The sequence below is a fragment of the Candidatus Amarolinea dominans genome (assembly GCA_016719785.1).
Taxonomy (GTDB): domain Bacteria; phylum Chloroflexota; class Anaerolineae; order SSC4; family Amarolineaceae; genus Amarolinea; species Amarolinea dominans.
In genome coordinates this window covers 330,883-357,197 of the sequence record JADJYJ010000001.1, presented here as the reverse complement: position 1 = coordinate 357,197, position 26,315 = coordinate 330,883, and the positions used below count along the sequence as shown (strand labels likewise).

The 26,315-nt window shown below is 59.9% G+C and carries 33 protein-coding genes and 4 pseudogenes; 34 read left to right on the top strand and 3 right to left on the bottom strand.

Going from position 1 to position 26,315, the window contains the following annotated elements:
• The first annotated feature begins 19 nt into the window (after nucleotides 1–19).
• From IPM84_01865 to IPM84_01855, 3 genes are all read left to right on the top strand, one after another.
• Entirely contained in the window at nucleotides 20–2,845 is a 2,826-nt protein-coding gene (locus IPM84_01865) for a sensor histidine kinase KdpD (protein MBK9091523.1), read from the top strand.
• Nucleotides 2,846–2,851: 6 nt separating this feature from the next.
• On the top strand, nucleotides 2,852–3,544 hold the full coding sequence (locus IPM84_01860; protein MBK9091522.1) for a response regulator transcription factor: 693 nt from the start codon (nucleotides 2,852–2,854) through the stop codon (nucleotides 3,542–3,544).
• 90 nt (nucleotides 3,545–3,634) lie between these two features.
• Nucleotides 3,635–4,696 (top strand): M23 family metallopeptidase, encoded by a 1,062-nt coding sequence (locus IPM84_01855; GenBank protein MBK9091521.1) that lies wholly within the window; start codon nucleotides 3,635–3,637, stop codon nucleotides 4,694–4,696.
• A 184-nt stretch (nucleotides 4,697–4,880) separates the two neighbouring features.
• Here IPM84_01855 and IPM84_01850 read toward each other — a convergent pair whose 3' ends face one another.
• Complete coding sequence (locus IPM84_01850; protein ID MBK9091520.1) at nucleotides 4,881–7,307, bottom strand: penicillin acylase family protein; 2,427 nt, start codon at nucleotides 7,305–7,307, stop codon at nucleotides 4,881–4,883.
• Nucleotides 7,308–7,357: 50 nt separating this feature from the next.
• Entirely contained in the window at nucleotides 7,358–7,585 is a 228-nt protein-coding gene (locus IPM84_01845) for a hypothetical protein (protein ID MBK9091519.1), read from the bottom strand.
• Between the two features lie 827 nt (nucleotides 7,586–8,412).
• On the opposite strand from IPM84_01845, the gene IPM84_01840 reads away from it, so the two are divergent.
• The 25 genes and pseudogenes from IPM84_01840 to IPM84_01720 all read left to right on the top strand — a co-directional run bounded on the left by IPM84_01840 (nucleotide 8,413) and on the right by IPM84_01720 (nucleotide 21,804).
• Nucleotides 8,413–9,414, top strand: a complete 1,002-nt coding sequence (locus IPM84_01840) for a GDP-mannose 4,6-dehydratase (protein MBK9091518.1) — start codon at nucleotides 8,413–8,415, stop codon at nucleotides 9,412–9,414.
• 17 nt (nucleotides 9,415–9,431) lie between these two features.
• On the top strand, nucleotides 9,432–10,421 hold the full coding sequence (locus IPM84_01835) for a Gfo/Idh/MocA family oxidoreductase (protein ID MBK9091517.1): 990 nt from the start codon (nucleotides 9,432–9,434) through the stop codon (nucleotides 10,419–10,421).
• 46 nt (nucleotides 10,422–10,467) lie between these two features.
• On the top strand, nucleotides 10,468–11,235 hold the full coding sequence (locus IPM84_01830) for a Uma2 family endonuclease (GenBank protein MBK9091516.1): 768 nt from the start codon (nucleotides 10,468–10,470) through the stop codon (nucleotides 11,233–11,235).
• Between the two features lie 27 nt (nucleotides 11,236–11,262).
• A pseudogene (locus IPM84_01825) lies at nucleotides 11,263–12,022 on the top strand (sulfite exporter TauE/SafE family protein).
• Between the two features lie 452 nt (nucleotides 12,023–12,474).
• The gene (locus IPM84_01820; GenBank protein MBK9091515.1) at nucleotides 12,475–12,822 is read left to right on the top strand and encodes a hypothetical protein; all 348 of its coding nucleotides are present in this window, start codon (nucleotides 12,475–12,477) and stop codon (nucleotides 12,820–12,822) included.
• A 224-nt stretch (nucleotides 12,823–13,046) separates the two neighbouring features.
• A pseudogene (locus IPM84_01815) lies at nucleotides 13,047–13,163 on the top strand (PIN domain-containing protein).
• Nucleotides 13,164–13,505: 342 nt separating this feature from the next.
• Nucleotides 13,506–13,931 (top strand): HEPN domain-containing protein, encoded by a 426-nt coding sequence (locus tag IPM84_01810; GenBank protein ID MBK9091514.1) that lies wholly within the window; start codon nucleotides 13,506–13,508, stop codon nucleotides 13,929–13,931.
• A complete protein-coding gene (locus IPM84_01805; protein MBK9091513.1) occupies nucleotides 13,895–14,209 on the top strand; it encodes a nucleotidyltransferase domain-containing protein in 315 nt (104 codons plus the stop codon). The genes IPM84_01810 and IPM84_01805 overlap by 37 nt, the downstream gene beginning before the upstream one ends.
• 119 nt (nucleotides 14,210–14,328) lie before the next feature.
• A complete protein-coding gene (locus tag IPM84_01800; GenBank protein ID MBK9091512.1) occupies nucleotides 14,329–14,493 on the top strand; it encodes a hypothetical protein in 165 nt (54 codons plus the stop codon).
• A 41-nt stretch (nucleotides 14,494–14,534) separates the two neighbouring features.
• Nucleotides 14,535–14,855: a hypothetical protein gene (locus tag IPM84_01795; protein MBK9091511.1), complete on the top strand. Its 321-nt coding sequence runs from the start codon at nucleotides 14,535–14,537 to the stop codon at nucleotides 14,853–14,855.
• Nucleotides 14,848–15,258, top strand: coding sequence for a type II toxin-antitoxin system PemK/MazF family toxin (locus tag IPM84_01790; protein MBK9091510.1), 411 nt, complete (start codon nucleotides 14,848–14,850; stop codon nucleotides 15,256–15,258). The genes IPM84_01795 and IPM84_01790 overlap by 8 nt, the downstream gene beginning before the upstream one ends.
• Before the next feature lie 6 nt (nucleotides 15,259–15,264).
• Nucleotides 15,265–15,378, top strand: a pseudogene (locus tag IPM84_01785) (NAD(P)-dependent oxidoreductase).
• A gap of 149 nt (nucleotides 15,379–15,527) precedes the next feature.
• The gene (locus IPM84_01780) at nucleotides 15,528–15,914 is read left to right on the top strand and encodes a DNA polymerase (protein MBK9091509.1); all 387 of its coding nucleotides are present in this window, start codon (nucleotides 15,528–15,530) and stop codon (nucleotides 15,912–15,914) included.
• Nucleotides 15,911–16,414 (top strand): antitoxin, encoded by a 504-nt coding sequence (locus IPM84_01775; GenBank protein MBK9091508.1) that lies wholly within the window; start codon nucleotides 15,911–15,913, stop codon nucleotides 16,412–16,414. Before IPM84_01780 ends, IPM84_01775 begins: the two co-directional genes overlap by 4 nt.
• Nucleotides 16,404–16,712, top strand: coding sequence for an NAD(P)-dependent oxidoreductase (locus IPM84_01770; protein MBK9091507.1), 309 nt, complete (start codon nucleotides 16,404–16,406; stop codon nucleotides 16,710–16,712). The genes IPM84_01775 and IPM84_01770 overlap by 11 nt, the downstream gene beginning before the upstream one ends.
• Nucleotides 16,713–16,899: 187 nt before the next feature.
• Nucleotides 16,900–17,118, top strand: coding sequence for a type II toxin-antitoxin system HicA family toxin (locus IPM84_01765; GenBank protein ID MBK9091506.1), 219 nt, complete (start codon nucleotides 16,900–16,902; stop codon nucleotides 17,116–17,118).
• A complete protein-coding gene (locus IPM84_01760) occupies nucleotides 17,111–17,326 on the top strand; it encodes a type II toxin-antitoxin system HicB family antitoxin (protein ID MBK9091505.1) in 216 nt (71 codons plus the stop codon). The genes IPM84_01765 and IPM84_01760 overlap by 8 nt, the downstream gene beginning before the upstream one ends.
• 188 nt (nucleotides 17,327–17,514) lie before the next feature.
• Entirely contained in the window at nucleotides 17,515–18,210 is a 696-nt protein-coding gene (locus IPM84_01755; GenBank protein ID MBK9091504.1) for a nucleotide sugar dehydrogenase, read from the top strand.
• A gap of 43 nt (nucleotides 18,211–18,253) precedes the next feature.
• Nucleotides 18,254–18,502: a type II toxin-antitoxin system HicB family antitoxin gene (locus IPM84_01750; GenBank protein ID MBK9091503.1), complete on the top strand. Its 249-nt coding sequence runs from the start codon at nucleotides 18,254–18,256 to the stop codon at nucleotides 18,500–18,502.
• The gene (locus tag IPM84_01745) at nucleotides 18,502–18,726 is read left to right on the top strand and encodes a type II toxin-antitoxin system HicA family toxin (GenBank protein ID MBK9091502.1); all 225 of its coding nucleotides are present in this window, start codon (nucleotides 18,502–18,504) and stop codon (nucleotides 18,724–18,726) included. The genes IPM84_01750 and IPM84_01745 overlap by 1 nt, the downstream gene beginning before the upstream one ends.
• Nucleotides 18,727–18,943: 217 nt before the next feature.
• Nucleotides 18,944–19,489 carry a hypothetical protein gene (locus tag IPM84_01740; protein ID MBK9091501.1) on the top strand — a complete coding sequence of 182 codons (546 nt, stop codon included), beginning with the start codon at nucleotides 18,944–18,946 and terminating at the stop codon, nucleotides 19,487–19,489.
• Entirely contained in the window at nucleotides 19,477–19,947 is a 471-nt protein-coding gene (locus tag IPM84_01735; GenBank protein MBK9091500.1) for a hypothetical protein, read from the top strand. The genes IPM84_01740 and IPM84_01735 overlap by 13 nt, the downstream gene beginning before the upstream one ends.
• 111 nt (nucleotides 19,948–20,058) lie before the next feature.
• Nucleotides 20,059–20,364 carry a DUF2442 domain-containing protein gene (locus IPM84_01730; protein MBK9091499.1) on the top strand — a complete coding sequence of 102 codons (306 nt, stop codon included), beginning with the start codon at nucleotides 20,059–20,061 and terminating at the stop codon, nucleotides 20,362–20,364.
• On the top strand, nucleotides 20,361–20,747 hold the full coding sequence (locus IPM84_01725) for a hypothetical protein (protein ID MBK9091498.1): 387 nt from the start codon (nucleotides 20,361–20,363) through the stop codon (nucleotides 20,745–20,747). The genes IPM84_01730 and IPM84_01725 overlap by 4 nt, the downstream gene beginning before the upstream one ends.
• 256 nt (nucleotides 20,748–21,003) lie before the next feature.
• Nucleotides 21,004–21,804, top strand: a pseudogene (locus IPM84_01720) (nucleotide sugar dehydrogenase).
• 134 nt (nucleotides 21,805–21,938) lie between these two features.
• On the opposite strand, the gene IPM84_01715 reads toward IPM84_01720, so the two are convergent.
• Nucleotides 21,939–23,003 (bottom strand): Fic family protein, encoded by a 1,065-nt coding sequence (locus IPM84_01715; GenBank protein ID MBK9091497.1) that lies wholly within the window; start codon nucleotides 23,001–23,003, stop codon nucleotides 21,939–21,941.
• Between the two features lie 343 nt (nucleotides 23,004–23,346).
• Between IPM84_01715 and IPM84_01710 the strand changes: the two genes are divergently transcribed.
• The 6 genes from IPM84_01710 (at nucleotide 23,347) to IPM84_01685 (ending at nucleotide 26,271) form a co-directional block, all read left to right on the top strand.
• Nucleotides 23,347–23,901 (top strand): hypothetical protein, encoded by a 555-nt coding sequence (locus IPM84_01710; protein MBK9091496.1) that lies wholly within the window; start codon nucleotides 23,347–23,349, stop codon nucleotides 23,899–23,901.
• A complete protein-coding gene (locus IPM84_01705; protein MBK9091495.1) occupies nucleotides 23,898–24,377 on the top strand; it encodes a hypothetical protein in 480 nt (159 codons plus the stop codon). The genes IPM84_01710 and IPM84_01705 overlap by 4 nt, the downstream gene beginning before the upstream one ends.
• An 88-nt stretch (nucleotides 24,378–24,465) precedes the next feature.
• Entirely contained in the window at nucleotides 24,466–24,891 is a 426-nt protein-coding gene (locus tag IPM84_01700) for an NAD-dependent epimerase/dehydratase family protein (GenBank protein ID MBK9091494.1), read from the top strand.
• A 280-nt stretch (nucleotides 24,892–25,171) separates the two neighbouring features.
• Entirely contained in the window at nucleotides 25,172–25,438 is a 267-nt protein-coding gene (locus tag IPM84_01695; protein MBK9091493.1) for a hypothetical protein, read from the top strand.
• Nucleotides 25,428–25,772, top strand: coding sequence for a type II toxin-antitoxin system PemK/MazF family toxin (locus IPM84_01690; protein ID MBK9091492.1), 345 nt, complete (start codon nucleotides 25,428–25,430; stop codon nucleotides 25,770–25,772). The genes IPM84_01695 and IPM84_01690 overlap by 11 nt, the downstream gene beginning before the upstream one ends.
• A 13-nt stretch (nucleotides 25,773–25,785) precedes the next feature.
• Complete coding sequence (locus tag IPM84_01685) at nucleotides 25,786–26,271, top strand: NAD-dependent epimerase/dehydratase family protein (protein ID MBK9091491.1); 486 nt, start codon at nucleotides 25,786–25,788, stop codon at nucleotides 26,269–26,271.
• Nucleotides 26,272–26,315 lie beyond the last annotated feature (44 nt).

Here is a 26,315-nt window from a genome sequence, read left to right as displayed (position 1 = left end):
GATAATCCGGGGTAGGGGCATGGCCTTGCGCCTGCCCGCGTGGGCGACCGCAAGGGTGCGCCCCTACAAATTGAGAAGATACCCCCAGACGATCAATCCGAGGCGAGAGACGGACGCCATCGTCAATCGCCCGCAGAGGACACCTGTGTCTGAAGAACACGTCCGCCCCAACCCTGACGATCTCCTGGCCCACGTACAGGCGGAGGAGGCGCGCCAGGCGCGCGGCAAGTTGAAGGTCTTTCTGGGCTACGCGGCCGGTGTCGGCAAGACATACGCCATGCTGGAAGCTGCGCACCAGCGTCTTGCCCAAGGCATAGATGTCGTGATCGGCTGCGTGGAGACCCACAACCGGCCGGAAACCGAGGCGCTGGTTGCCCGGCTCGAGGTCATCCCGCGGCTACAGGTTGCCTATCGCGGAGCCACACTACCCGAGATGGACGTGGAGGCTGTGTTGGCGCGGCGGCCCCAACTCGCGTTGGTGGACGAGTTGGCGCACACCAACGCGCCCGGCTCGAGCCATCCCAAACGTTACTTCGACATCCAGGACCTGCTGGCAGCCGGCATTGACGTTCATACCACGCTGAATGTCCAGCACCTGGAGAGCCTGAATGATGTGGTGGCGCAGATCACCGGCATTACGGTACGCGAAAAGGTGCCAGACAGCATCCTGGACGCGGCCAGCGAGATCGAGGTGGTAGACCTGCCGCCGCCGGAGCTTTTGCAGCGCCTGCAAGAGGGAAAAGTTTACGTACCCGAACAGGCCGCACGCGCGATCCAGCAGTTCTTTCGGATGGGCAACCTGACAGCCTTGCGCGAGCTGACCCTGCGCCGCACCGCGGCCCGAGTAGATGAGCAGATGCGCGCGTACATGCAGACCCGCGCGATCTCCGGCCCCTGGCCAGCGGGCGAACGGTTGCTGGTTTGTGTCAGTTCGCACCCCTTGGGCGAGCGGTTGGTGCGCGCCGCGCGGCGCCTGGCCGACGAATTGAAGGCCGAGTGGTTCGCTGTTCACGTGGAGACGCCGGGCAACGCACGCCAGCCGCAAACACGCGCAGAGCAGGTCACGCGCATCCTCCAGTTGACCGAAGAACTCGGCGGCAAGGCGTTCACCGTGCCAGGCCAGGACGTCGCAAATGCCATCCTGGATTATGCGCGGCGACACAACGTCACCAAAATCATCGTAGGCAAACCATTGCGCCCGCGCTGGATCGAGTACCTGCGTGGTTCCATCGTGGATCGCCTGATCGCGCAGAGCGGCAACATAGATATCTATATCATCAGCTCAGAAGTCGAGAACAAACCTTCGGCTGCATCTGCACCGTGGCGGCCGCATCGCCCCTGGCAGTGCTACGCGTGGAGCGCCGCGCTTGTCGGCGCGGTTACGCTGCTCGGCATACCGATCCATCGCGTGATTTCGCCGGTCAACCTGGTCATGCTCTACCTGGCTGCGGTGGTTATCGCTGCCATCTACCTGGGCCGCGGGCCGGCAATCCTGGCATCAGTGTTGGGGGTGTTGACGTTCGATTTCTTCCTGATCGAACCGCGGCTCACCCTGACCGTGGCCGATACGGAGTATATCTTCACCTTCATCGGACTGTTCGTCGTCGGCCTGGTCATCAGCTCGCTGGCGGCCCGCTCACGCGAGCAGGCCGAAGCGGCGCAGCGCCGCGAGCTGCAGGCCGTCGCGCTCTACGAACTCAGCCGTGATCTGGCTGCGGCCGGTGGGTTGGATGACATCCTGCAGGCGGTCATCCGCCACGTCGGTGAGACGTTCGGTCGCGAGGGCGTCATTCTGCTGCCCGTGGGTGATTCACTGCAGCCGCGCGCGTTCAGCCCAGGCCTGACGCTGAAAGAGAACGCGCTGACTGTCGCTTTATGGGCGTTCAAGCACGGACAACCGGCCGGCCGCGGGACCGATACCCTCCCGGCCGCCGAACTGCGTTGTATGCCCCTCAAGACCGTGCGTGGTGTGGTGGGTGTCTTGGGCGTGAAACCAACCGATCCAGGCTCATCCCTGGCGCCAGAGCAGCGGCGTTTGCTCGAAGCCTTTGCCAGCCAATCTGCCCTGGCCATCGAACGCGCCGAGCTGGCCGAACAAGCGCGGCAGGCCCGACTCTTGCGTGCTACCGAGGAGCTTCAGCAGGCCCTGTTGAACTCGATCTCGCACGATTTGCGCACACCGATGGTGTCCATCACCGGCGCTCTTACCAGCCTGGAGGAGGACGGCGCCAGGCTCGATGAGGCGACGCGGCACAGCCTGACGGTCATGGCGCGCGAGGAGGCCGAGCGCCTGAATCGCCTGGTGGGCAATTTGCTGGACATGACCCGGATCGAGGCCGGCGCGCTGAAAGCGGTGGAGGAGCCTTGCGACGTTCAAGAGGTGATCAGCGCCACCCTCGAGCGGCTGCAGGGAAGGCTGGCGAATCGGCCGGTGATCGTGGATGCGCCCCCGGTGCTGGCGCCGATGGATTTCGTCCTGATGGTCCAGGTGTTGGGCAACTTGCTGGACAATGCACTCAAATACTCGCCCGACAACACGCCCATCGAAGTGACGGTTCGTTCGACCGGCGGCGCGCTGGAGATCGCGGTCGCCGATCGCGGCGTTGGCGTGCCGCCAGAAGACCTGGAGCGAATCTTCGACAAGTTCTACCGCGTCCATCGCCCAGGGGAAGTAAGCGGCACGGGCCTGGGCCTGGCGATTTGCAAGGGCATCGTCGAGGCGCACCGCGGCCGTATCTGGGCGCAGAATCGGCCGGGCGGTGGAACGATCATCACCATGGCGCTGCCTTGCGAACAGAGCAGCAGCGGCAAGGGCAGTGGGAATGACGTTGGGAAGGAGGAATGAGGCAGAATGAGCGACGGTGGACCGCGCGTGTTGGTAGTGGATGACGAGCAGGCTATTCGCCGCTTTCTACGCGTTTCTCTGTCTGCGCACGACTACGTCGTCCTGGAAGCGTCCAACGGCCGCGAGGCCTTGTTGGCCGTGGCCGCGCACCATCCCGACCTGGTGATTCTCGACCTGGGCTTGCCCGACCTGGACGGCATCGAAGTCACGCAGCGGCTGCGCGAATGGACACAGACTCCCATCATCATCCTGACGGTGCAGGAGCAGGAAGCCGCCAAGATCGAGGCGCTGGATGCCGGGGCTGACGACTACGTCACCAAGCCGTTCGGTATGGGCGAACTGTTGGCGCGTATGCGGGCGGCGCTGCGTCGTGGAACGGCGCCGACAGGAGAACCGGTATTTACCGTTGGGCAACTGACCGTTGACTTGGGCCGACGGTTGGTCACTGTGGCCGGCGGCGAGGTGCAGTTGACTCCAAAGGAGTATGAGCTGCTGCGCATGTTGGTGACGCATGCGGGGAAGGTTCTGACGCATCGCCAACTGCTGCGCCAGGTGTGGGGGGTGGCCTATCAGACCGAGACGCATCTGCTGCGCGTGAACATGAGCAACCTGCGGCACAAGCTGGAACCGGATGCTGCCCGGCCAAATTACATCCTCACCGAACCGGGCGTGGGCTATCGGCTGCGTGCGAATGAGTGAAGTAGGCGTTTTCTTTTCATGAAACCTTCATCTTATTCTCATTCCTGATGCTTGACAGGAAGTGGGGTTTGTGTCTATAATCTGGCTACTATGGTGAAACGGACGCGCAGGCTGTCACTGCTTCTGCCCCTGAGCATTGCCTGGCTGCTGGCCCTGTGGCTGAGCGGCCCGGCTGTTTCGCGTCCAGCGCTGGCCGCGGCCGGCACCCCCACACCGAGGTCGGGGACATGGGGCGAGCGCCTGCGTGGCATCAAAGTCACGCCAACGCCCGCCGTCGCGGCGGCGGATGAAACGGACGGCCACTCGGTGATTTCTACCGCGACCTTCACCTACGTGGTGCAGTTGCACGACACGCCCTGGAGCCTGGCGGTGGAATTCGGCCGCAATATCGAAAGCCTGGCCTGCGCCACCGCGCCCTATGCGCCGGACCCCTACAACTTTCGCGCCGGGCAGACCATCACCATCCCCGCGCTCAACACCATCTGCCACGAGGTCACAATGGGGGAGACCATTGACCATGTGGCGACCCTCTACGGCGTGACGGCCGACAGCATCGTGGAGATCACCTGGAACGCGCTGCGCCAGCCGCCCCACCTGCTGATGACAGGCCAGCATCTGCTGGTGTATCAGCGCGAGGGGGTGGAGCAGCCGCTGATTGCCCTGCCGCGGCGCAGTCTGCCGCGCTGGGACCTGTCCGCGCTGCCGTTCGATCCGGCCCATCCCCCGGATGGCACGCACGTCACGCCCGATGGCTTTTACTGGCAAGGCGTGTGGCCCTACGGCGATGGCAACTTCGCCTGGCCGCTGACCGGCGCCCGCATGACACAAGGTTTCGATCAGGCGCGCCACCGCGCCCTTGACCTGGCTGTGGCAGCCGGTACTGAGGTCACCGCGGCCGACAATGGCACCGTGGTGTTGGCCGGTTGGAACAGCCAGGGTTACGGCTACCGCGTGGTCATTGATCACAACAATGACTATGTCACCCTCTATGCTCACCTCAGCAATTACTACGTGCAGCCCGGCGATGTGGTGGAGAAAGGCGCGGTCATCGGCGCGGTCGGCTCCACCGGCAACTCCACCGGCCCGCATCTCCACTTCGAACTACGCGACTTTGGCCGCCTCGTAGACCCGGCGCGCTCCTGTCCCAGATAATCAGGAAGGCACGAGGCCCGGGGCGCCAAGTCCAAGTCAGGCGCAAACCGTAGGTCACGTCTCTGGCGTGACAACGCCGTCGGCCGCGGAGCTTGCTTCTCTCGTCCAACATCGTCCGGCCAGGAGACCGGACCTACAGGAACGCCTCTCGCGTCGTTTCGGCGGAACGAAAGCAGACGGCGCCTTACGGCTCCAGGATCAACTTTCGTTCCAATACCTCTTCCACCTGGGCGCGGCTCCAACTCAGCGGGTGATATTCGCCTTCGCGCCACGGTTCGATCTGGTCGCTGTAGTGCCGGTTGCCGGGTTGACCCGACTGGCCGACGTTGAGTACGCTCAGACTCTGATCGAAATTGTCGAGATCAATGATCTGCCGGTAGGCCGAAGCCACGGTGACGAAGCCGAGGGGCATCTTGAGCGGGAACGCGCTCTGGGCCACGGTGGCGCCATCGCCATCCACGGCAACCGGTCCGCGGCTGAAGAGCCAGCCCAGGCGCGTCTCGCCCAGCGGATGGCGGAAGACGGCCTGATGCAGGCGTCCCCACTGCCAGCGCCGCGGATTGTCGCCCACCGTCTCCAGCAGGGTTTTGACCGCCTGCGTCAGGGTTTCCTGCAACAGCTCATCGCGGGTGCGGGGATGGGCGCCATTCGCAAACCAATAGGCGTCCGGCTGTTCGAGCAGTTGCAGCAGACGGTGGCTGGCGCGGCCCAGGAAGGGGGTCAGCGGGAAGAGCGCACTGTGCGCCTGCCCCAGGTAGGCCGCGAACGCGGGGCCGAGTTTGTCGCCAAAGACTTTTTGCAGCAGATAGACGTGACAGAGGGCAAAGATGGCGGCGCCGGCGCTGTCGCGATCGGCGCGGTAGTTCCATTCGACCAACAGGCGCAGCGCGGTGCGTTCCCACGGGTCGTCCGGGTTGAGCACGCTGAAGTAAGACACCATCTGCTGCGCGGGCAGCGAGAGCACGTCATTTTGCAGCACCTCGAAGTCGCGACGCGTGTGGCGCGGTTTGCTGCGCAAGACATCGGCAATGCGTCGGGCGCGAAAACCATCGGCCCATTCCAGCGTCAGGAAAAAGGGGTAGTCGTCCCCCACCAGCTTCTGATTGGCGCTGACCACGTATCCTGACGCCGGGTTGAGCGCCTGCGGCAGCGCATCGGCCGCCACCCAGCCGCTCCATTCGTGCGTGCCGGTCCAGCCTGGCGCGGGCGCCAGGCCCAAACCCTGGCTGCGCGCCGGAACCAGGCCCACCAGCAGCGAGGCGATGGCGCCCTCGCGGTCGGCGTAAACCACGTTTTGCGCCGGCGTGGCCCATTGCTGCGCCGCGGCCTGGAATTCGGCCCGGGTCTGCGCCCGGTTCATGCCCAGCAGCGCATGCACAAACCCGCCCGCCTCATGCCCGCTCCAGCGCAGGGCCAGCGGAGGATAATCGCCCTCCGCGCCTGGCAGCAACCCATTGAGCAGCGGCCCGTGGCGGGTGCTGATGATCTCCAGCCTCTCCGGCTGCGCCTGCCCGCGCACGCGGATCGTTTCGATCAATACCTGCGCCTCTTCCCAACCCTCCTGGAAGCGAAACAGGCGGGGATCGGTCGGGTGGCGCTGTTCCACGAACAGGTCTTGCGTGTCCACCGGCGCGTTGGTCAGCCCCCAGGCCAGGGCGGCGTTGTGCCCGTGCAGGATGCCCGGCAGGCCGGGCAGGCTGGCGCCCGTCACGCGCAGGCCGTCGGCCGCGGTGACCTCCAGATGATTTTCGTAGAGGGGACAGGGCATCTGCACCGCCAGGTGAGGGTCGCTGGCCAGTAACGGTTTGCCGGAGGCCGCGCGCCTGCCATCCACCGCCCAGGCATTGCTGCCCGCGCCAGGCTGACCACCGGCCCCGAACCAGGCGCGCATCTGATCGTACTGGCCGAGCAAGAGGCCGGCCACTTGCTGCAAGCCTTCGACGCCGGGCACGGTGAGGGGGACGCCGGGCGCATGCTCCGGCTCCAGGTCCGCGGTGCGCTCTGGCCCCAGGCGAGCCAGCAGGGTTGTGCGCAGCAGTTCGCTCTCCCAGTTGCCGCTCAGGCTCCAGGCGAAGACGCGGGCGCAGGCCAGGCAATCGAGCGGCGTCCACGGCTCGGGGCTGAAGCGCAGCAGGGTGAACTCGGCCGGCGGCCGCGGGCCGAGGCGGGCGATGATGGCGTTGACGCCATCCGCGTAGCGCTGCAGCGCGGCCAGCGGCCGCGGCGGCAGCGCGGCCAGCTCACGGGCGGCGCTGCGCTGCAGGCCCACCGTGCGGCTGAGGCGATCTGCTTCCAGGCCCTGGCTGCCGAACAGTTCGGCCAGGCGCCCCTGGGCCACGCGCCGGCTCAGCTCCATCTGCCACAGGCGGTCCTGGGCATGAATCACGCCCTGGGCAAACCACAGATCGGCCTCGCTGCCGGCGTAGACGTGCGGGATGCCCCAGCGATCGCGCAGCACTTCCACCGTGGCCTGCAGGCCGGGCAGGCGCAGGCTGCCCTGGTGCTGCGCCAGGGGACGCAGCACCACCCAGGCGTAGACGATGACCAGGCCCAGGGCCAGGAGGCCGGCGATGATGAGCAAAATGAGTGTGATGAGGATGGCCGTAATCATGAAGAATCCGTTCGTGGGGGCCACGCGTGCGCCGCCCTTGTGAGATCGAGCTAGAGCTGGCTGGCGACGGCCTGCAGATTGGCCACGCGCTGGGCAAAGGCACGCGACTCCGCGTACCAGCGTTGGATGTACTGGAACAGATCGGGGTCAATGAAAATCTCGAGCTGCGACACGCCCTCTTGCGTCCAATAGCGCTCGATGGCTGCGTCAAGCGCGGTCGCATCGGCCGCCAGTTGGTTCAGCAGGGTCTTCAGGTCGCCCTGCGCGGGTAAACTCATGTGGATCTCCTCTGTGGTGGGCTGGCGGGGGACCGGCGAACGGGCTTATTATAAAACATCCGGCGAAGAACGGTCAACTCAGGCGCAACAGGAATTCCAAACGTGGCCGCACTTGCCCGATGGCGTGACTTGTGCTAAACTAAACAAGCGACTGAGGTGCGCTCTAAGATAGGCTCGATGACCTCGGGCCGATGATCAAGAACGTTTCGATGCTTGCAGCGTTATCATGTACGATTGCGTAGGCTTGCCCGCTCATGGCCAGCGCCTCCCGAGTCACCGAGATCGCGGCAGGATTTGCAGTAGTCCTCCGAAAGCCGGTATGAAACGTAACCAGGCCCCTGATGTTTGTCTGCTATGGCCCGCCTAATCCTGACCGTACACGATCGGTTGGCTCTGTCACACTTCAGAGCCGCCGCCTATCCGCTCATGGGGGACATGACACTGATCTGTCATCGCAACTCAATGTCGGTATGCCCCCCCTCAAATCCCAACTGCCAGCATCGAAAGAACGTCTCTCTTTAGTCTTGGACTGACGCTAATAGAGGTTTTGGGTCGGTCTGCGGCCTGAAGCCGGCAAGCAGCGTGTTCGTTGCAGCCTTCGCTCCGACGCGTGATCATTCGTTCGTATCTGCTCAGGCCACGGCGACCCGCGGGCCGGCGCTTGCAGTTGCACCTGGAGCACATGCCGCACGGGCGTCCACCTGCGCTGAGCCGTTACGTTGTCCTGTTCGTTTCACCAGGGGCCGCCAGCGCCCAGTGCCTGGCAGCCGGGCGGTGCATTGCCTTCGACCGCCAGTCAGGAGTCACCCATTTCTCAGAATCTTCCACTGCCGGCCCCGGTCATCGTCACGGGCTGCGCCGGTTTCATCGGCGCACGTGTTTGCCAACACCTGTTGGCGGCCGGTCAACCGGTGCTCGGTCTCGACAATCTGAACGACGCGTACGATCCGCGCCTCAAGACGTGGCGCCTGGCGCAGCTCGAGCATCAGCCGGGCTTTGTCTTTCAGCGCCTGGACATCGGCGACCGCCCCGCGCTGCGCAGCCTGCTGACCGCGCGCCAGCGCCAGCCAGGCCCGGCCGGCGGGTTCGCGGCCATCATCAACCTGGCCGCGCGGGCCGGCGTGCGGTCCTCGGTGGACGATCCCTGGGCCTACCTGGAGACCAATGTCACCGGCGCGCTCAACCTGCTGGAGGCCTGCCGCGAGTTCGACATTCCCAAGTTCGTGCTCGCCTCCTCCTCCAGCCTGTATGGGCAAAGCACAGACCTGCCCTACCGCGAGGATCAGTCAACCGCCCGCCCGCTGTCGCCCTACGCGGCGTCCAAAAAGGCGGCCGAGGCGCTGTGCTACGCCTATCATCACCTGCACGGGCTGGACATCAGCGTGCTGCGCTATTTCACGGTCTACGGCCCGGCCGGACGGCCCGATATGGCGCCGCTGCGCTTCGTGCAGTGGATCAGCGAAGGCCGGCCGGTGACCATTTTCGGCGACGGGCAGCAGTCGCGTGACTTCACCTACGTGGATGATATTGCCCGCGGCACGCTCGCGGCCCTGCGCCCGCTCGGCTACCAGGTCATCAACCTCGGCTCCGACGCGCCGGTCATCCTGCTGGATGTCATTCGCCTGGTGGAGCGCCTGGTGCAGCGGCCGGCGCAGCTGATTTTCCGCCCGGCGCACGCGGCCGACGTGTCCGCCACCTGGGCCGACATCAGCCTGGCCCGGCGCCTCCTCGCCTGGCAGCCGCAAACCAGCCTGGAGCAAGGGTTCACGCAGTTGGCGGCCTGGTACCAGGCCAATCGCGCCTGGGCCAGCCAGATCATCACACAGTGAAGGGAAGAGAGGGAATCATGACCGTTGCGGTAATCGGCTGTGGGTATTGGGGCAGGAACCTGGTGCGCAATTTTCAGCAGCTCGGCGCGCTGGCCCTGGTGTGCGATGCTACTACAGCCGGGCGGGCCACTGCGGCCCAACTGGCGCCGGCCACTCCCATTGTGGCCGACGTGCAGGAGGTCTGGCAGGCGGACGTGCCGGCCGTGGTGATCGCGACGCCGGCCGAGACCCATTTCGACCTGGTGCGCCAGGCTCTGCTGGCCGGCAAGGACGTTCTGGTCGAAAAGCCGCTGGCATTGACCTATCGCCAGGGCGCGGAGTTGGTGCAGTTGGCCGCGCGGCAGGCCCGCATCCTGATGGTGGGGCACGTGCTGGAGTATCATCCGGCCATCGTGCGCCTGCAGGAGCTGGTGCGCAGCGGCGCCCTGGGCAAGGTGCGCTACGTCTACTCCAACCGCCTGAGCCTGGGCAAGGTGCGCCGCGAGGAGAACATCCTCTGGAGCTTTGCCCCGCACGATGTGGCGGTCATTCTGCGCCTGCTGGGCGAGCTGCCGTTCCAGGTGGTGGCCTGCGGCGGCAACTACGTGCAGCCGAACATCGCCGATGTCACCGTGACCAACCTGCTGTTCGACAACGGCGTGCGCGCTCACATCTTCGTTTCCTGGCTGCACCCGTTCAAAGAGCAGCGCCTGGTCATCGTGGGCAGCCAGAAGATGGCGAGTTTCGACGATGTCTCCAAGCAGTTGGTGCTCTACGATCAGCGCGTGGACATCGAAGCAGGCATGCCGGTGCCGGTCAAAGGCGAGGGCGAGGCGGTGCCGTTCAGCGATGCGGAGCCGCTGCGGCAGGAGTGCCTGGCCTTCCTGGAGAGCCTGCGCAGCCGCCAACCGCCGCTCACCGACGGCGTCAGCGGGCTGCGGGTGCTGAGCGTGCTGCAAGCCGCGCAGCGCTCCCTGGTGATGAACGGCGAGCCGGTGTCGTTGGCGATCGAGGGGGGAGTGCAGTAGGAACGACTCGCCCTATCAGCGTTCGAGGGTTGTGGGGAGGTGTATGATGGCGGGTTCACCAGCGACGATCGTGAAGGAAACATACCCCGAAGCGCTGCCGTCCCAGGCCGTAGGATATGCAAAGCGGCCGTACCGATGGCAAGGGGTCAGGCAAAGGCTCGGGCGTCAGACGCGCCCAAAGATAAGCTATGCTGAGTTTCTGGCCTGGATGGATGAAGATACCCTGGCCGAATGGGTAGATGGAGAGGTAGTGATGACCAGTCCGGCGTCGCAACGACATCAACTGCTGATCGGGTTCCTGGAAAAGGTGTTGGGGGTGTTTGTCGAACAACATCACCTGGGCCTGGTGCTGAGCGCTCCTTTCCAAATGAAAATGAAACAAGGCCGCGAACCGGACTTATTGTTTGTCGCCCAGGAACACCTGGACCGACTCCAGGAGACTTATCTGGACGGGCCGGCCGACTTGGTGGTGGAAGTTGTCTCGCCGGAAAGCCTGGCGCGAGATCGGGGGGCTAAGTTCGTGGAGTATGAGGCCGGCGGTGTGCCCGAGTACTGGCTGCTGGACCCGTTGCGGCGATGGGCCGAGTTTTATTGTCTGGGGGAGGATGGGCGGTATCGCGCTGCTTTTGCTGGAACGAAGGGCACGTATCACACAAAGGCTTTACCGGGCTGCTGGCTGCGTGTGGAGTGGCTGTGGCAGGAACCGTTGCCGGACGTGGCGCGCGTGACGTGGGAAATCATCGGGGTCGAGAAACTACGCCAGTTGCTGGCCGAGCTGGAAGGACAGGCAGCCGATCAGCAGCCGACACCCTGAATCTGTTCCGGTTCGGAGAACTTCATTATGGATATTCAGAATATCCCGATCTGGGCCTTCATCCTGGTTGGCTTCGTGGCCCAGATGATTGATGGCGCGTTGGGCATGGCGTACGGCGTCAGCTCCACCACCGTTCTCGTCAGCCTGGGAGTGCCGCAGAAGTTCGCCAGTGCGGCCGTCCATGCCTCCGAGGTGGTTACCACGGGCATCTCGGGCCTTTCGCACTGGCGCGCAGGCAACATTCACTTCGACCTGGCCAAAAACCTGCTGATCCCCGGCGTGTTGGGTGGTGTGATCGGCGCGTACCTCCTGTCGAACTTCGAAGGCGACATCATCAAGCCGTTCGTGGCGGTCTATCTGATCATCATGGGCTTGATCATCATCTTCCGGGCGTTTCGCAGCCTGGCCCCGCGCGAAGTGCGTTCCTGGCTGCTGCCGCTGGCGTTGGGCGGCGGGTTCATGGATGCAGTAGGCGGCGGCGGCTGGGGCCCCATCGTCACCTCCACGCTAGTGGCGCGGCAACATACCGCGCTTCACCGTAGGGTCCGTGAATGCCACGGAGTTCTTTGTCACCCTGGCGCAATCCATTACCTTTGTGATCGCGCTGGGCAGCGGTGAATTCATCAAGTATGGCACGGTCATCCTGGGATTGTTGATCGGCGGCGCCATCGCCGCCCCGCTGGCCGCGTTTGCGACCAAGCGGCTGCCGCACCGGCCGTTCATGCTGCTGGTGGGCTTGTTGATCGTGGTCCTGAACGTGCGCACTCTGATCCTGACGCTGCAATAGATCTATCATGAGTAATTATTCGTGGCGCCTCCCTGGCCTCCGGTCGCGGAGCAACCGCCGGAGCTGGCCGTCGAGATCGCCTGACGCAGCGCCAGGAGCACGAATCCGAACACTTCGTGAAAATCAGTGAAATTCGTGGCAAAAAGACCTGATCTCTGCCACGAATTACACCAATTACCACGAATCGAAACACTTCGTGAAAATTAGTGAAATTCGTGGCAAAAAAACCTGTTCGTGGCAGGCATAGCGCATGAACCCTGACTGGCCCAACAGCCACACCTTCTGGCGCGACCAACGCGTCACCGTCACCGGCCGCCGCCGGCTTTCTCGCTCGTTTGTCGTCGAGAAGCTCCAGGCGCGCAACGCGGCCGAGATCTTCGTCCCGCGTATCGAGGACTATGCCCTCCGCGACCTGGCCGTGATCGCGGGAGATCTTGAAGAGGAGGATCGGAATGAGTGCGAGTTTGACCGTTGTTATGGAGCCTTTGATTCGACGCAAGATATTCACGACCGAGGAGCAAGCCATCCGGGAGTTGCTGCGGGATTACATCCTGCGCCAGATCGCCATGTTGCAGCGGGAAGCGACGCGTTTTGAGCGCAAGTACGGTATGCACTTTGAGCGATTTGGCGAGTATCTGCACGAACGCTCGGTTCTTCTAGAAATGAGCCAGCTTCCTTCCCAACAGCATCAGGCCCTGGGGCAGGCCATCATGCAAGAAGAAGATGACTGGCTGGATTGGAAGGTCGCTCGGGAGATGCTGGAGAGTTGGCTGGGCCTGCGGCAAGAGACGGTGTCGTGACGTCTCTGCCAGCTATCCTGGGCACTTTGAATGCCATCTTGCAGGCAGACCCTTTGTGCAAACGGGTGGCTAACGTAGAGACCAAGGAATTTGCACCCGACCAATTCCTCTTGAAAATTCGTGCCGAATTGACGGGTAAGACCAGCCTGCAGGTGCGCGTGTATTACAACCGGGGTTATGTAGACTATGCCTATCAGCTTTTCGCCGAAATTCCCTTGCTCCGCACGGATTGTTCGATCCTGGTGATGGCTCAAAGGTTGGGGATACCGCACGTCTTCGCCTTCGATGAGCACATTCATCAGATGTCAGGGTTGGGGATCACCCCTGTACCTGGCGCATAGACACTTGCGGGCATGGATCCACGGAGAACCCGGATGCACGGGCACAAAGCGGAACGCGGCATGATTTGATTGGCGAGAACTCGTGTCATTCGTGGCAAACGGAATCTCCGCCACGAATTGCACGAATTACCACGAATCGAAACCCTTCGTGAAAATTAGTGAAATTCGTGGCAAAAACACTCAATCTCCGCCACGAATCACACCAACTACCACGAATCAAAAACACTTCGTGAAAATTAGTGTAATTCGTGGCAAGAAAACCCCAATCTCTGCCACGAATGCCACGAATTACCGCGAATCAAAACACTTCGTGAAAAATCTAAACGAGGCGAGCTTTGGGATATGTCAACAAAATCAGATGCTGAATTGGATATTGCTAAGGTTGTCGCTTTCTGGATGACGGAGGCTGAAGAAGCTCTGGAAGTAGCTGATCATTTGATAGCCAAGGCCGACTACTCGTACGCACTCTTTTTCGGCCATCTGGCTGTCGAAAAGGCGCTGAAGGCGCAGTATGTCTTCAGGCAACAACAGCATGCACCACCTCTTCACAATCTTCTGCGTCTCGCCCGCGCCGCAGAACTGGACATTGATGAGGAGACTTCGGAGAAACTGACCACGGTGACTGCCTTCAATTTGGAAGCCAGGTATCCCGATTTCAAACGTTCTTTTCGTCAAGCCTGTACGCCCGAATACACGGCGCAGCAGATGAGCGTGATCAAGGAGTTGATGCGATGGCTGAGATCTCAGTTGCCGTCCAGCACAGCGTAGGAGAATTTCTCGCTGCAGTTCGTGAGCAGCACCGCATCACTGCGGCCTATCTCTACGGGTCAGAGGCCCGTGGGCAGGCTGGCCCATGGAGCGATATTGATGTAGCGATCATCTCGCCCGATTTTGGTGATGATCTGTTTGTGGCACAACTTGCCCTGATGAAACTTGCCGCCAAGATGGATGACCGTATCGAACCGCGCGCTTTCAGCCCGGAGAACTTCAACATCAATAACCCATTGGCTTGCGTGATTCAGGACACGGGTGTTCGGATCGTCTGAACAGCGAATCCAGCACGCATCCGGAGTACGAGTCGTACAGTAGACCCCGCCACGAATCAAAACACTTCGTGAAAATTAGTGAAATTCGTGGCAAAAACCATTCGTGGCAGGCACATCGCATGAACCCTGACTGGCCCGACAGCACCACCTTCTGGCGCAACAAACGCGTGACCGTCACCGGCGGCGCCGGCTTCCTCGGCTCCTTTGTGGTGGACAAGCTGCGAGAGCGATGGGCTGCAGACATCTTCGCGCCCCGCAAACGGGAGTACGACCTGGCGCAGTAGGACGCGGCGCCTGCCCTGTTGGAAAAGTGGAGGTATTTTCTATGTCCAGAGTCATTGAAATGGTACTGCCTGACCAACTGGTGACCGATGTACAACCAATGTTGGTTCAGGGTGGGATGAATCTGAAGGACTACATCCTGGAGGCGGTGACATGGTACACGCGCTACCTGCGTCAAGAGCCGAGACGACCCTTTGGCTTTGCTCAGGGCATGCCTGGGATGGTCAGTTGGACAGACGATAACGCCGGTGAGCAAGCGTTGCTTCTGCGGCAAATTCACGAGGAGTTGCCCCCCTACAGTATGGAGGCCCTGCAAGCGGCTCTGGGTGAAGAGGAGGAAGAGTGGGAGGCGTTCCTTGCCTGATCCGAAGTTGCGTCGGGGCGCTGTGTACTTGCTGCGTGGGTACACGTTCCCGCATGAGAGAGATTCGGAAGGCGTGGCCAAAGCGCGTCCAGTGCTGATCCTACAGGACGATGTGGAGAATGGGAATCCACGCTATCCGTTTGTGATCGTTGTGCCCCTGACAAGTCGCAAGGTAGATGCTATCTATGCAGAGGATGTGTTGTTGCCGAAGGGCACAGCCAATTTGCCAGAGACATCCAAGGCGCTGTTGGGGTTGATCTTCACAGTCAGCAAAGAGGCGTTGATACGCTGGATTGGTCAGGTAGATGAGGATCACCTGGCTCAGGTCGACGCTGTACTACAGCGTTTGTTAGGGCTTTCTCATCGAAGTGAAGGGAGAGGCAGCCCGGTGAGTAGAGGTTGAACAACGATGAGCAATGATTGGCCCAACAACGCCACCTTCTGGCAAGACAAACGCGTCACCGTGACCGGTGGGGCTGGCTTCCTCGGCTCCTTCGTGGTGGAGAAGCTGCGGGAGCGAGGCGCGGCCCCCCTGCCCCCCAATTCTGGGGGAGACCTGGTGCAGCGCGAGGCGGCGCTGGCCCTGCTGCACGATGCCCGGCCTGACCTGATCACCGGCCTGGCTATTCTTAGCCTAATGAGATCACGCCAGACAGCACGAGAACGATTATCATGCCTACCGCTCTAGAACTTACACGAGAGGGCTGGAAGCCTTATCTGGAAGCACCCAGACGTCCGCCCTCTCCGCCCAAACCAACAGCAGAAGAACGGCGAACGCGAGAACGGCTGGTAACGACTGCGCGCCAGGCCGCAGCATTGCTCAAGCGCCGCTTTGCCGTGCGTCGTGTGATACTCTTTGGCTCCCTGGCAGACAGCGACTGGTTCTCCGTTGACTCGGATGTTGATATGGCGGTCGAAGGGTTAGCCCCTGGTGATTACTGGGAAGCCTGGCGACTGGTGGAAGGCGTGATTGGAGAGCGTCCGGTTGACCTGGTTGAGATTGAATTGACCGGGGAGTCGTTGCGACGTATGATCGAGCGCGAAGGGATAGAGCTGTGACGTCACCCTATCAACTGCTGGCCGAGCGGATTCAGGGTGAGGTCTTGGAGCTAGATCGGGTGGTGCAACGCTCGCTGACAGGCTGGGCCAGATCTCGACAAATGCCCGAAGAGGATATGTACTTGGACGGGGTAGCCTTGAATCTGCACAGCTTTTACTCAGGGATAGAGCGGCTGTTCGAACTGGTAGCGCAACGGATTGATCACAACCTTCCCACGGGGCAGACCTGGCATCGAGACCTGATTGAACTGATGGCGCAGGATGTCTCAGGTGTACGCCCTGCGGTAGTCGGCAAGCAAAGGGTTCGTGCGCTCGACGAATTTCGCCGCTTTCGACACCTGGTGCGTAACGTCTACACGATGAATCTGGTTCCTGAAAAGATGAGCGGTCTATTGATGAGCCTCGATGAAGAATGGCAGCTACTCCGTGCTGAACTGCTGGCCTTCGCGGACTTTCTGGAAGGCCTGGCGCGGGTGGGTGAGGATCAGGATGAGCGTTAAATACGCCCGACCCGCAGCCGCCCATGTCGAACCTGCAACCCCATCCTGGCCCAACAACGCCACCTTCTGGCGCAACCAACGCGTGACCGTGACCGGCGGGGCTGGCTTCCTCGGCTCCTTCGTGGTGGACAAGCTGCGTGCGCACGGCGCGGCCCCCCTGCCCCCCAATTCTGGGGGAGACCTGGTGCAGCGCGAGGCGGCGCTGACCCTGCTGCACGATGCCCGGCCTGACCTGATCATCCACCTGGCGGCCAGGGTAGCGGTTCGGGTTCGAGGATGGGCTGCGGCGGACGATTGAGTGATATTTGACAGTGAGCAAGATCAATGGTTAATTGCGGAGTGGGAAGTAACGCATGAAGTTCGCCCACTTAGCCTGTTTTCGACACACCAATGGGTAGTAGGTCATAAGGGACTTGCCACAAGCCGTCGCGTAGAACGTTTGAGCGAAAACAGAACTGTTCCTACAGGTTGTATGCGATTTGCCAATGACCACAAGCTGTTGTATAAAACTTCGCGAGCTGAAAGCAGCGCTGCTTAGGGCAGGATTCATCCGGCGGGCAGGTAAAGGCAGTCACACCGTTTGGATGCATCCCCACCTGGATGATGTCGTCGTGCTATCTGGCAGCGATGGCGATGATGCGAAACCTTATCAGCAGCGCGATGTGGATTTGGTGTTGAGAAAATTGGAGGGCCGGGATGGTTAGTCACTATAGCATGGTGATCCAATGGTCTGATGGGGATGGGGCGTATGTCGTATCATTTCCGGAGTTCCCTTCCGCGCACACGCATGGTGACTCATACGAAGAAGCTGCCAGGCGCGGGCGAGAGGTCCTCGATCTGCTACAGGAGTGCTACACAGAAGCACACCATCCCTTGCCTGAGCCTGTAGGCTTTGAGTTGGTTACGGCGTGAAATGCAAATATGATTGCCGATGGCGAACATGCGCGACATCATTGCGTTGTGCCTTGCGACGAACCGACCTACACCGTCAACGCATAGCATTTCACATCACACGTTGAAATTCGTGGCAAGAAAACCCATTCGTGGCCGAAGGACGATACAGAGTCATTCGATGAAACACCAACTTCTTGCCAAGATTCATGATCACACCGCGGTTCATCGAGCGCATCGTGCCGGTGTCATCCACCCAGGCGGCGGAGATGGCGAAGCTGCTGGAGAACACCTTCCGGGCGGTGAACATCGCGCTGGTGAACGAGATCGCGGTGATGTGCGACAAGCTGGGGCTGGATCCCTGGGAAGTGATCGAGGCGGCCGCCACCAAGCCCTATGGCTTCATGAAGTTCACGCCGGGGCCGGGGGTGGGCGGGCACTGCATCCCGCTGGATCCGTTCTATCTGTCGTGGAAGATGAAGACGCTGAACTACAACGCCCGCTTCATCCAGTTGGCCGGCGAGATCAACAGCGACATGCCGCGCTACTGGGTGGCGAAGGTGGTGGATGCGCTGAACGAGGCCGGCAAGCCGTTGAAGGGCAGCAATGTGTTGGTGTTGGGGGTGGCGTATAAGAAGGACATTGACGATGTGCGGGAGTCGCCCGCGCTGGACATCATCGAGCTGCTGCGTCAGCGGGGCGCCGATGTGCGCTACCATGACTCTTACGTGCCAGTTATCCGCCACAACGGTTTCGCGATGGCCGGCGAGACCGCCCTGGACGCCGCCCTGGCCGCGGCCGACTGCGCGGTGGTGGTGACGGATCATGCGTGGTATGATTGGGCGGCGATCAGGCAGCGGATGGAGTTGATCGTAGATACGCGACATGTGGTAGGACGGGAGTAATAGCCTGTATCGCGACGAGGGCAAACGGGAGGAAGCTGACGACATGTTGACAGAATATCTGGGCACAGCTTTGGAATCTGCGCACTACGAATTGATTGACGACTTAGAGCCGTACTACGGTCACATTCCGGCCTTGAAAGGTGTCTGGGCGGTCGGTCAGACGTTGGAGGACTGCCGCCGGCGCCTGGCAGCGGCGTTAGAGGATTGGGTGCTCTTCAGTATCGCTCGAGGTATGGAGTTGCCAAGCCTGGGCGACGTCGCAATTCGGCTTCCGCAGCGAGTGGCCGTCTGATGCCTGGACGTCTCGTGCCGGTGTCGCGTCGTGAGTTCATCCGACGCATGTTGCGACTGGGCTTCGAGGGTCCGTTATCTAGCGGGCGCCACGAGTTCCTTGTACGCGCTGATCGCCGGTTGATCGTCCCGAACCCGCATCGCGGTGACATCAGCGTTGACCTGCTCGTGCGTCTGCTGGATGAAGCCGGTGTGACACGCCAAGAATGGGAAGCAAGCGCTTGAGGTAGTCAACCTTCTTCGGTCGCTGGCGCTGGACGTGATCGAGCTGCTGCGACACAAAGGCGCGGACGTGCGCTACCACGAAACCCTTCGTGAAAATTAGTGAAATTCGTGGCAAAAACCCAATCTTTGTCACGAATGACACGAATTACCACGAACAGGAAAACAATTCGTAAAAACTCGTGGCAGAGAAAGAAATCCATGAATCACTCTCTCGATCGTGAAACGTCGCGGCTCAACACCCGCGCTGGTGTGGCTTGTCGTCGTGGGGATAGCCCTCGTTGGTCTGATGGCAATGTCCAACACACTGCTTGTAGATCTGACCTCATCGGCGCCGGCGAGCGTTGCGCAGGCGTCGCTGGCGCCGGGCACGGAAGGGCTGCTGCGCCAGACCGCCAGCCATCTCTCGAAGCTGCTGGGCGGGGCCAGCGTCGGCGGCTTTCCAGGCTTCGAACCGCCGAAAGATGACAAAGAGTATCAGCGCAAGGTCAGAGAGCGGGATTACAAGGCTCAAGACGTCAACGATTGGGCCAAAGAGATCACCAATTTTCTGAGCCAGATCGTGAAAAAGAATCCTGGCATGTCACTTGAAAAGATATTGCAGGAACAGGGATTGTCGGAGTTTCAGGTTGACGACTTTGTCGGAGCCTTGAAGAACCTACACTATACAGCGGATGGAATGAAGGGCTCCGGCGTGAGTGCAGAAACAGTCGCGAGACTAGAGACGCTGATGGAAAAGTTGAGGGTTCCCACATGGGGCTATTAGGTAGTTATCGCGAGTTCCGGCGGCGACAGAACGGATTACTAATTTGGTTGCGTCTGGAGGAATGGCCCAAAGATATTCCTCTTGCCCCAGGGACGCGGGTTGCCGAAACGGGCGAGGGGCCATTCGATCCATACTGGCGCATCGTTCTGGAACCCGACAAGACGATTGAAGTGGTAGTCGGATGGTTTGTCGTACCGCTTGGCTTTGAGGAGACCATTGCTTGGTATCGGACCAAGTTGGTGGAGTTGGGTTGGACAAATGGATCAAAAGATGGATACGTAATGTCTGAGAAGGCATTGTTGCGCTTTCAGCATCCGGAGACACATGTGCAGTTAGAAGCAAGCATCCAATGGTGGCAGTATAAAGAAGAAACCACCGCCATGATCCGCCGCATCGTCGAGCATCCCTGGTCGCCGGTCGCGGAGCAACCCCTGGAGCTGACCGCCGAGATCGCCTGACGCAGCGTCAGGGATACGGGCGCTGAGCGAGGATCTCCTGCTCAACTGGGATTTGGCAGTCTCTGGTGAGCCGCCTTTCAGGATCGCGCCACTACAGTAGGAATACAAAAGATGTTGATTGATGTCGTGAAGGTGGCGCCTTATCCAGACTTTACCCTGGAACTTGAGTATGCTAATGGAGAGAGACGCCAATTCGATACAACTCCCTTGTTGACGCTCCGCCCCTGGACAACCCTGGCGACTTGGTCACTGTTTCGTTGGGCGCGGGTCGAATATGGTACAGTCGTTTGGCCTGGCGACATTGATATCGCTCCTGAAACGCTCTATGAGTGCTCGAAACCGATCGTGGGGGAGTTGGGAGAATCTGCGATGGGCAGCCATAGTCAATCGGTTGACACGAACCAAGAAAACGCATGAATCAAATGCCACAGGGCGTAATGTTAGGGGAGACGGGTGAAGGGCCGTTCTCCCCCTACTGTGACTTGATTCTCAAGAACGACCAAACGATTCAAGCAATCGTTGGTTGGTTCATTATACCCCTGGCGCTTTCTGAAACGATTGCCTGGTATCAAGTTGAGATGGCGAAACAGGATTGGGCATATCAAGCAGACAAAAGCTCGCGACTTGCAGAATCGGCGATTTTGCGCTTCGAGCAATTGACCACCAGTCTCCGCGCCATGATTGATCTGCGAGCACGATCGCACATCCTGCAGACGGACGCCATGATCCGGCGCATCGTGGTGCATCCCTGGGCGCCGGTCGCTGAGCAACCCCTGGAGCTGACCGCCGAGATCGCCTGACGCAGCGTCAGACCACGAATCAAAACCCTTCGTGAAAATTCGTGAAATTCGTGGCAAGAAAACCCCAATCTCTGCCACGAATCACACGAATTACCACGAATCAGAACAATTCGAAAATTAGTGAAATTCGTGGCAAGAAGACGCAATCTCTGCCACGAATCACACGAATTACCACGAATCAAAACCCTTCGTGAAAATTAGTGAAATTCGTGGCAAAAAACCCATTCGTGGCCGAAGGACGATACAGAGTCACTCGATGAAAGACCAACTGCTTTCCAAGATTCACGATCACACCGCGGTCGTGGCCGTCATCGGCCTGGGCTATGTGGGCCTGCCGCTGGCGTGGCCTTCGCCGAGAAGGGCTTTCCCGTGGTCGGCATCGAAGTGGACGGCAGTAAGGTCGCCGCGGTTCAGCGCGGCGAGTCGTACGTGCAGGATATTCCATCGGAGCGGCTGGCAGCGCTGACGAACGACGAACGACGAACGATGGAGGGCCATCAGCCACCCTGGCATGTTGGTGGTGCTGGAGTCCACGACCTATCCGGGCACGACTGAGGAGTTGCTCTTGCCGATGCTGTGCCAGGCCATGGGGGTCGAGCGCTGCGCGGTCGGCCAGCAGTTCTTCCTGGCCTTCTCGCCGGAACGCATTGATCCGGGCAACCAACGGTATACGGTGGAGAACACGCCGAAGGTGGTGGGCGGGACCACGCCGGCCTGCCGGGAGGTGGCCGAGGCGCTCTACGGGGCGATCATCGAGCGGATCGTGCCGGTGTCGTCCACCCAGGCGGCGGAGATGGTGAAGCTGCTGGAGAACACCTTCCGGGCGATGAACATCGCGCTGGTCAACGAGATCGCGGTGATGTGCGACAAGCTGGAGTTGGATCCCTGGGAAGTGATCGAGGCGGCCGCGACCAAGCCCTACGGCTTTATGAAGTTCACGCCGGGGCTGGGGGTTGGCGGGCATTGCATCCCCCTCGATCCCTTCTATCTTTCCTGGAAGCTCAAGACGCTGAACTACAACGCGCGCTTCATCCAGTTGGCCGCTGAGATCGCCTGACCCAGCGCCAGACTACGAATCAAAACACTTCGTGAGAATCAGTGAAATCTGTGGCAAGAATCTCCGTCCTTGGCATGATGATCTCTTGTCCTGAGGAGATTGCCTACCGCATGGGTTTCATCGCCCTGGACACCTCATGGAGCAGAACGTGCGAGGCGATAGCGCACGGCGCGACCCTGACCTATCCGTTCAACTTTTTGCAGGTCTAATAGTTTGTTTATGACCTGACTCACCGTGGGACGAGCAACTCGGGTGTGTTGGACAATCTGTAAAGGTGATGCTTCGGGCACAGTTTGCAGATAACGCCAGACTGCCAGTTGATTGGGCGACAACGTCTTCTCAAAATTTGCGTCAGAGAGTAAGGCAACCGCCATCTGTGACTGTAATCGGACGATCTTTAAGAAAAAAGTGAGCCAGGGAACAATGTTTTCTTGCTCAGAGCCGAGCGTCTTTTGGCTAGTGCGCAAGGCCAGGTAGTAGTCTGGTTTGTTGTCTTCAATCAGCTTTTCGTGCGAGACATAGGGCATGTAAAGATAGCCAGCTTTGAGCAATAGCAAATTGGTCAGAATACGCGATAGGCGACCATTGCCGTCCTGAAAAGGATGAATTTGCAGGAATTCAACCAGAAAGTTGCCAATCACTAACAATGGATGAAAGGCGCCGGTCTGCAATGCTTGTGTGGTCCATGCAATCAATTCCTGCATGGCAGTGGGCGTTAGGTAGGTAGGTGTCGTGTCAAACAGAATGCCGATCGATTGACCGGCTGCATCAATCATATGCACCTTGTTGTCGATTTTCTTATAGTCGCCGCGGTGCAACGCATCTTTTTCAACGTACTTGAGCAGTTCTTTGTGAAAATGCTTGATGATGCTTTCACGCACAGAAAGTTCCTGCCAATTCTCGAAGACGTTCTGTAACAATTCAAAGTAGCCGGTTACTTCTTGACTGTCGCGGTCGGCAAAACGTTGGATGGCAATGCCACGCATGAGTTTTTCAATCTCTTCATCAGAGAGGCGGGCGCCTTCGATGCGGGTTGAAGCGCCAGTTGACGTGACCAGCACGGACTGTTTGAGGCGGGCTAAAGTTTGGGGATTGAGTTGAACGCCGCCTATCCACCGGCCTTTGAGCTCATCAATCTCGGCAATAGCGGTTAGGATGGTAGGCGGAAGCAGTTGCAAGCGTTGGTCAAATTGATCCATAGCTAGACATCCTTTCTCACATAGTCTGTGTATGAGATTATATGAGATTATATGAGATTTTTCAAAATCAGACTAGACGCTCATGCGTTGGATCCCTGCGCCAACCGTGGATGAAAATGCAGCGCAAATTTGTACTGTCCACGAACATGTCAAACACTTAACATAAAGCGTAGCGCGCCATTTTGGTCGATCCGATGTGTGTTCCCCTGTCGCTAATGGCCATTTGTGGCAGAAAATGCCCCGACGATCCGCTGGCGCCGCGGCCGGGACTGTTCAAGATGTTAGTGGACACTACACGAACAGGAAAACAATTCGTAAAAACTCGTGACAGAGAAAGAAATTCATGAATCACTCTCTCGATCGTGAAACGTCGCGGCTCAACCCCGCGCTGGTGTGGCTTGTCGTCGTGGGGATAGCCCTCGTTGGTCTGATGGCAATGTCCAACACGCTGCTTGTGGAGCTGACTGCATCGGCGCCGGCCAGCGTTGCGCAGGCGTCGCTGGCGCCGGGCACGGAAGGACTGCTGCGCCAGACCGCCGGCCATCTCTCGAAGATGCTGAGCGGGGCCAGTGTCGGCGGCTTCCCAGGCTTCGAGCCGCCAGACGACGATAAGCGCTACAAGGACAAGATTCGCAATCAATCGTATAGCGGAGAAGAGGCGAATTACTGGACGAAAGAGATCAACAACTTTCTGAGTCAGATCGTCAAGAAGAATCCCGGCTCGACGCTGCAAGAGATACTGCAAAGGCTGGGTTCGACATCAGCGGAGATTGACGACTTTATCAAGGCGTTACAGCAGACGTACAGCACTGCCGAAAGTATGGAAGGTTACGGCGTGAATGAGATCACGGTAGAGACGCTGAAATCTCTGTTGATCACTTTGGGAGTTTCTCTATGATCAGAGCACCTAGCCCGCGTCCGATCAAGCGACGCCGCGACGAGTTGTTGATCTTTTTGCATCCCGATGAGTGGGCGTCGGATGTGCCTTTGCCGGAGGGAAGCACGATTGTCCATTTGGGCGAAAACCATGAAATACCGTTTCACCCCCAATGGCACTTTTTCCTTCAACCCGATCAGACGGTTGAACTTCTGGTTGGATATTTCATCTTGCCGCTCTCGTTTGAAGATGCCATTGTCTGGTATCAGACTGAATTGGCGAAGCAGAGTTGGATACGCGGGCCCAAAGAAGGCTATTATATGCCGCCTAAAGCGTTGCTGCGCTTTCAGCATCCCGAGACTTGCGCTCGGGTAGAAATAAGTCTTTTATGGTGGGATCATCGGCAAGAGACCACCGCCATGATCCGCCGCGTGGTCGAGCATCCCTGGACTCCGGTCGCGGAGCAACCCCTGGAGCTGACCGCCGAGATCGCCTGACGCAGCGTCAGACCACGAATCAGAACCCTTCGTGAAAATTAGTGAAATTCGTGGCAAAAACCCCCCCCATTCGTGGCAGGCATATCACATGAACCCTGACTGGCCCAACAACACCACCTTCTGGCGCAACAAACGCGTGACCGTCACCGGCGGCGCCGGCTTCCTCGGCTCCTTCGTGGTGGAGAAGCTGCGCGAGCGGGGCGCGGCCCACATCTCCATCCCCCGCCGCCAGGACTACGACCTGGTGCAGCGCGATGCCGTGCTGGCCCTGCTGCACGACGCGCGGCCCGACCTGATCATCCACCTGGCGGCCAGGGTGGGCGGGATTGGCGCCAACCTGACCCATCAGGCCGAGTATTTCTACGAGAACCTGATGATGGGCACGCAGCTCCTGCACGAAGCCTATGTGGCCGGTGTGCCCAAGATCGAGGATGTCGGCGTGCTCAAGGCCGTGCATGCAGGTCTGCGTCGGGCGGAAACGCCTGAGGAACTGCGCCGCCTGTATCAACGGTAGCCGTGAGATTTCGACGCGGCCCACTGTAGGGCAGTCAGCTTCAATCTGTGTGAATCCTGACAATCCGTATCATCCATGTCCTTATTTTCAGGACAGGCGACACGATTGAGGACACTGATAACGATGAAAAGCGGACGCTGATTATCGCTGAAACAACTGATCACGCAGATCAATTCAGATCAGCGTCATCTGCGTCCCGCATTTTCACATCAGCGAGCCATAGATCGGGCGTGAGTGTGCGTATTCATGGGGAAGCAGGCTGAAAGGTAGGAGGTAAATCATGCTAACAATCGCTTATTCTCAGGTTCAAGAGCTAGTCATGCGCCTGCCAGTCAAGAAGCTACCACTGGCCTACGATCTATTGGCTAGTCTAGTTGAGGAGAAAGAAGCTGAACCATTGTCTCCTCAAATCCAATTCATGCTTTTGCCTTTGGCCGAGCGACGACACCTGATGGCACAACAAGCAGAAAAGATGGTGACATATTATGAGCAGTCGGCAGTAGAACGGCAGGCATGGCAGATGGAAGACTTCAGCGATGCGTATTAACCGTGGCGAGATTTGGCGGGTGAGCCTGGATCCAACCATCGGCAGCGAGATTCGCAAGACACGTCCAGTTGTCGTTGTCAGTTCTGATGCCATAGGCGCGTTGCCAATTAAATTGGTGGCTCCGCTCACTGAGTGGAAGGATTACCTTGCTCAGAATATCTGGCACGTGAAGGTTGCGCCAGATAGCACGAATGGACTGACGAAAATATCAGCGGTTGATACTCTGCAACTACGGGGGGTAGATACTCAACGGTTCGTCCAGAAACTGGGCAGTGTCTCTCCTTCAGTCATGCGGTCAATCGTAGCGGCGATAGCAGCAGTGATTGAATACTAGCTCGTCTTCAAGCATTGCGGGGACGAGGTGGTGGTTTCCCGCATGTCGGACCTGGCCCAACAGCCACACCTTCTGGCGCAACCAACGCGTCACCGTCACCGGCGGGGCCGGCTTCCTCGGCTCCTTCGTGGTGGAGAAGCTGCGGGAGCGGGGCGCGGCCCATATCTTCATCCCCCGCCGCCAGGACTACGACCTGGTGCAGCGCGATGCCGTGCTGGCCCTGCTACACGACGCCCGACCCGATCTGATCATCCACCTGGCGGCCAGGGTGGGCGGGATCGGCGCCAACCTGACCCATCAGGCCGAGTATTTCTACGAGAACCTGATGATGGGCACGCAGCTCCTGCACGAGGCCTACGTGGCCGGTGTGCCCAAGTTCGTGGCTGTCGGCACCATTTGCGGCTACCCCAAGTTTGCCCCCATCCCCTTCAGGGAAGAAGACCTGTGGAACGGCTACCCGGGACAGGCCTGCGCGACCTGGCAGACGACGTGCGGCTGAAGCAATGGCGGCCGGCGCAGCTTAATTTAGGGTGATGCAAGTAC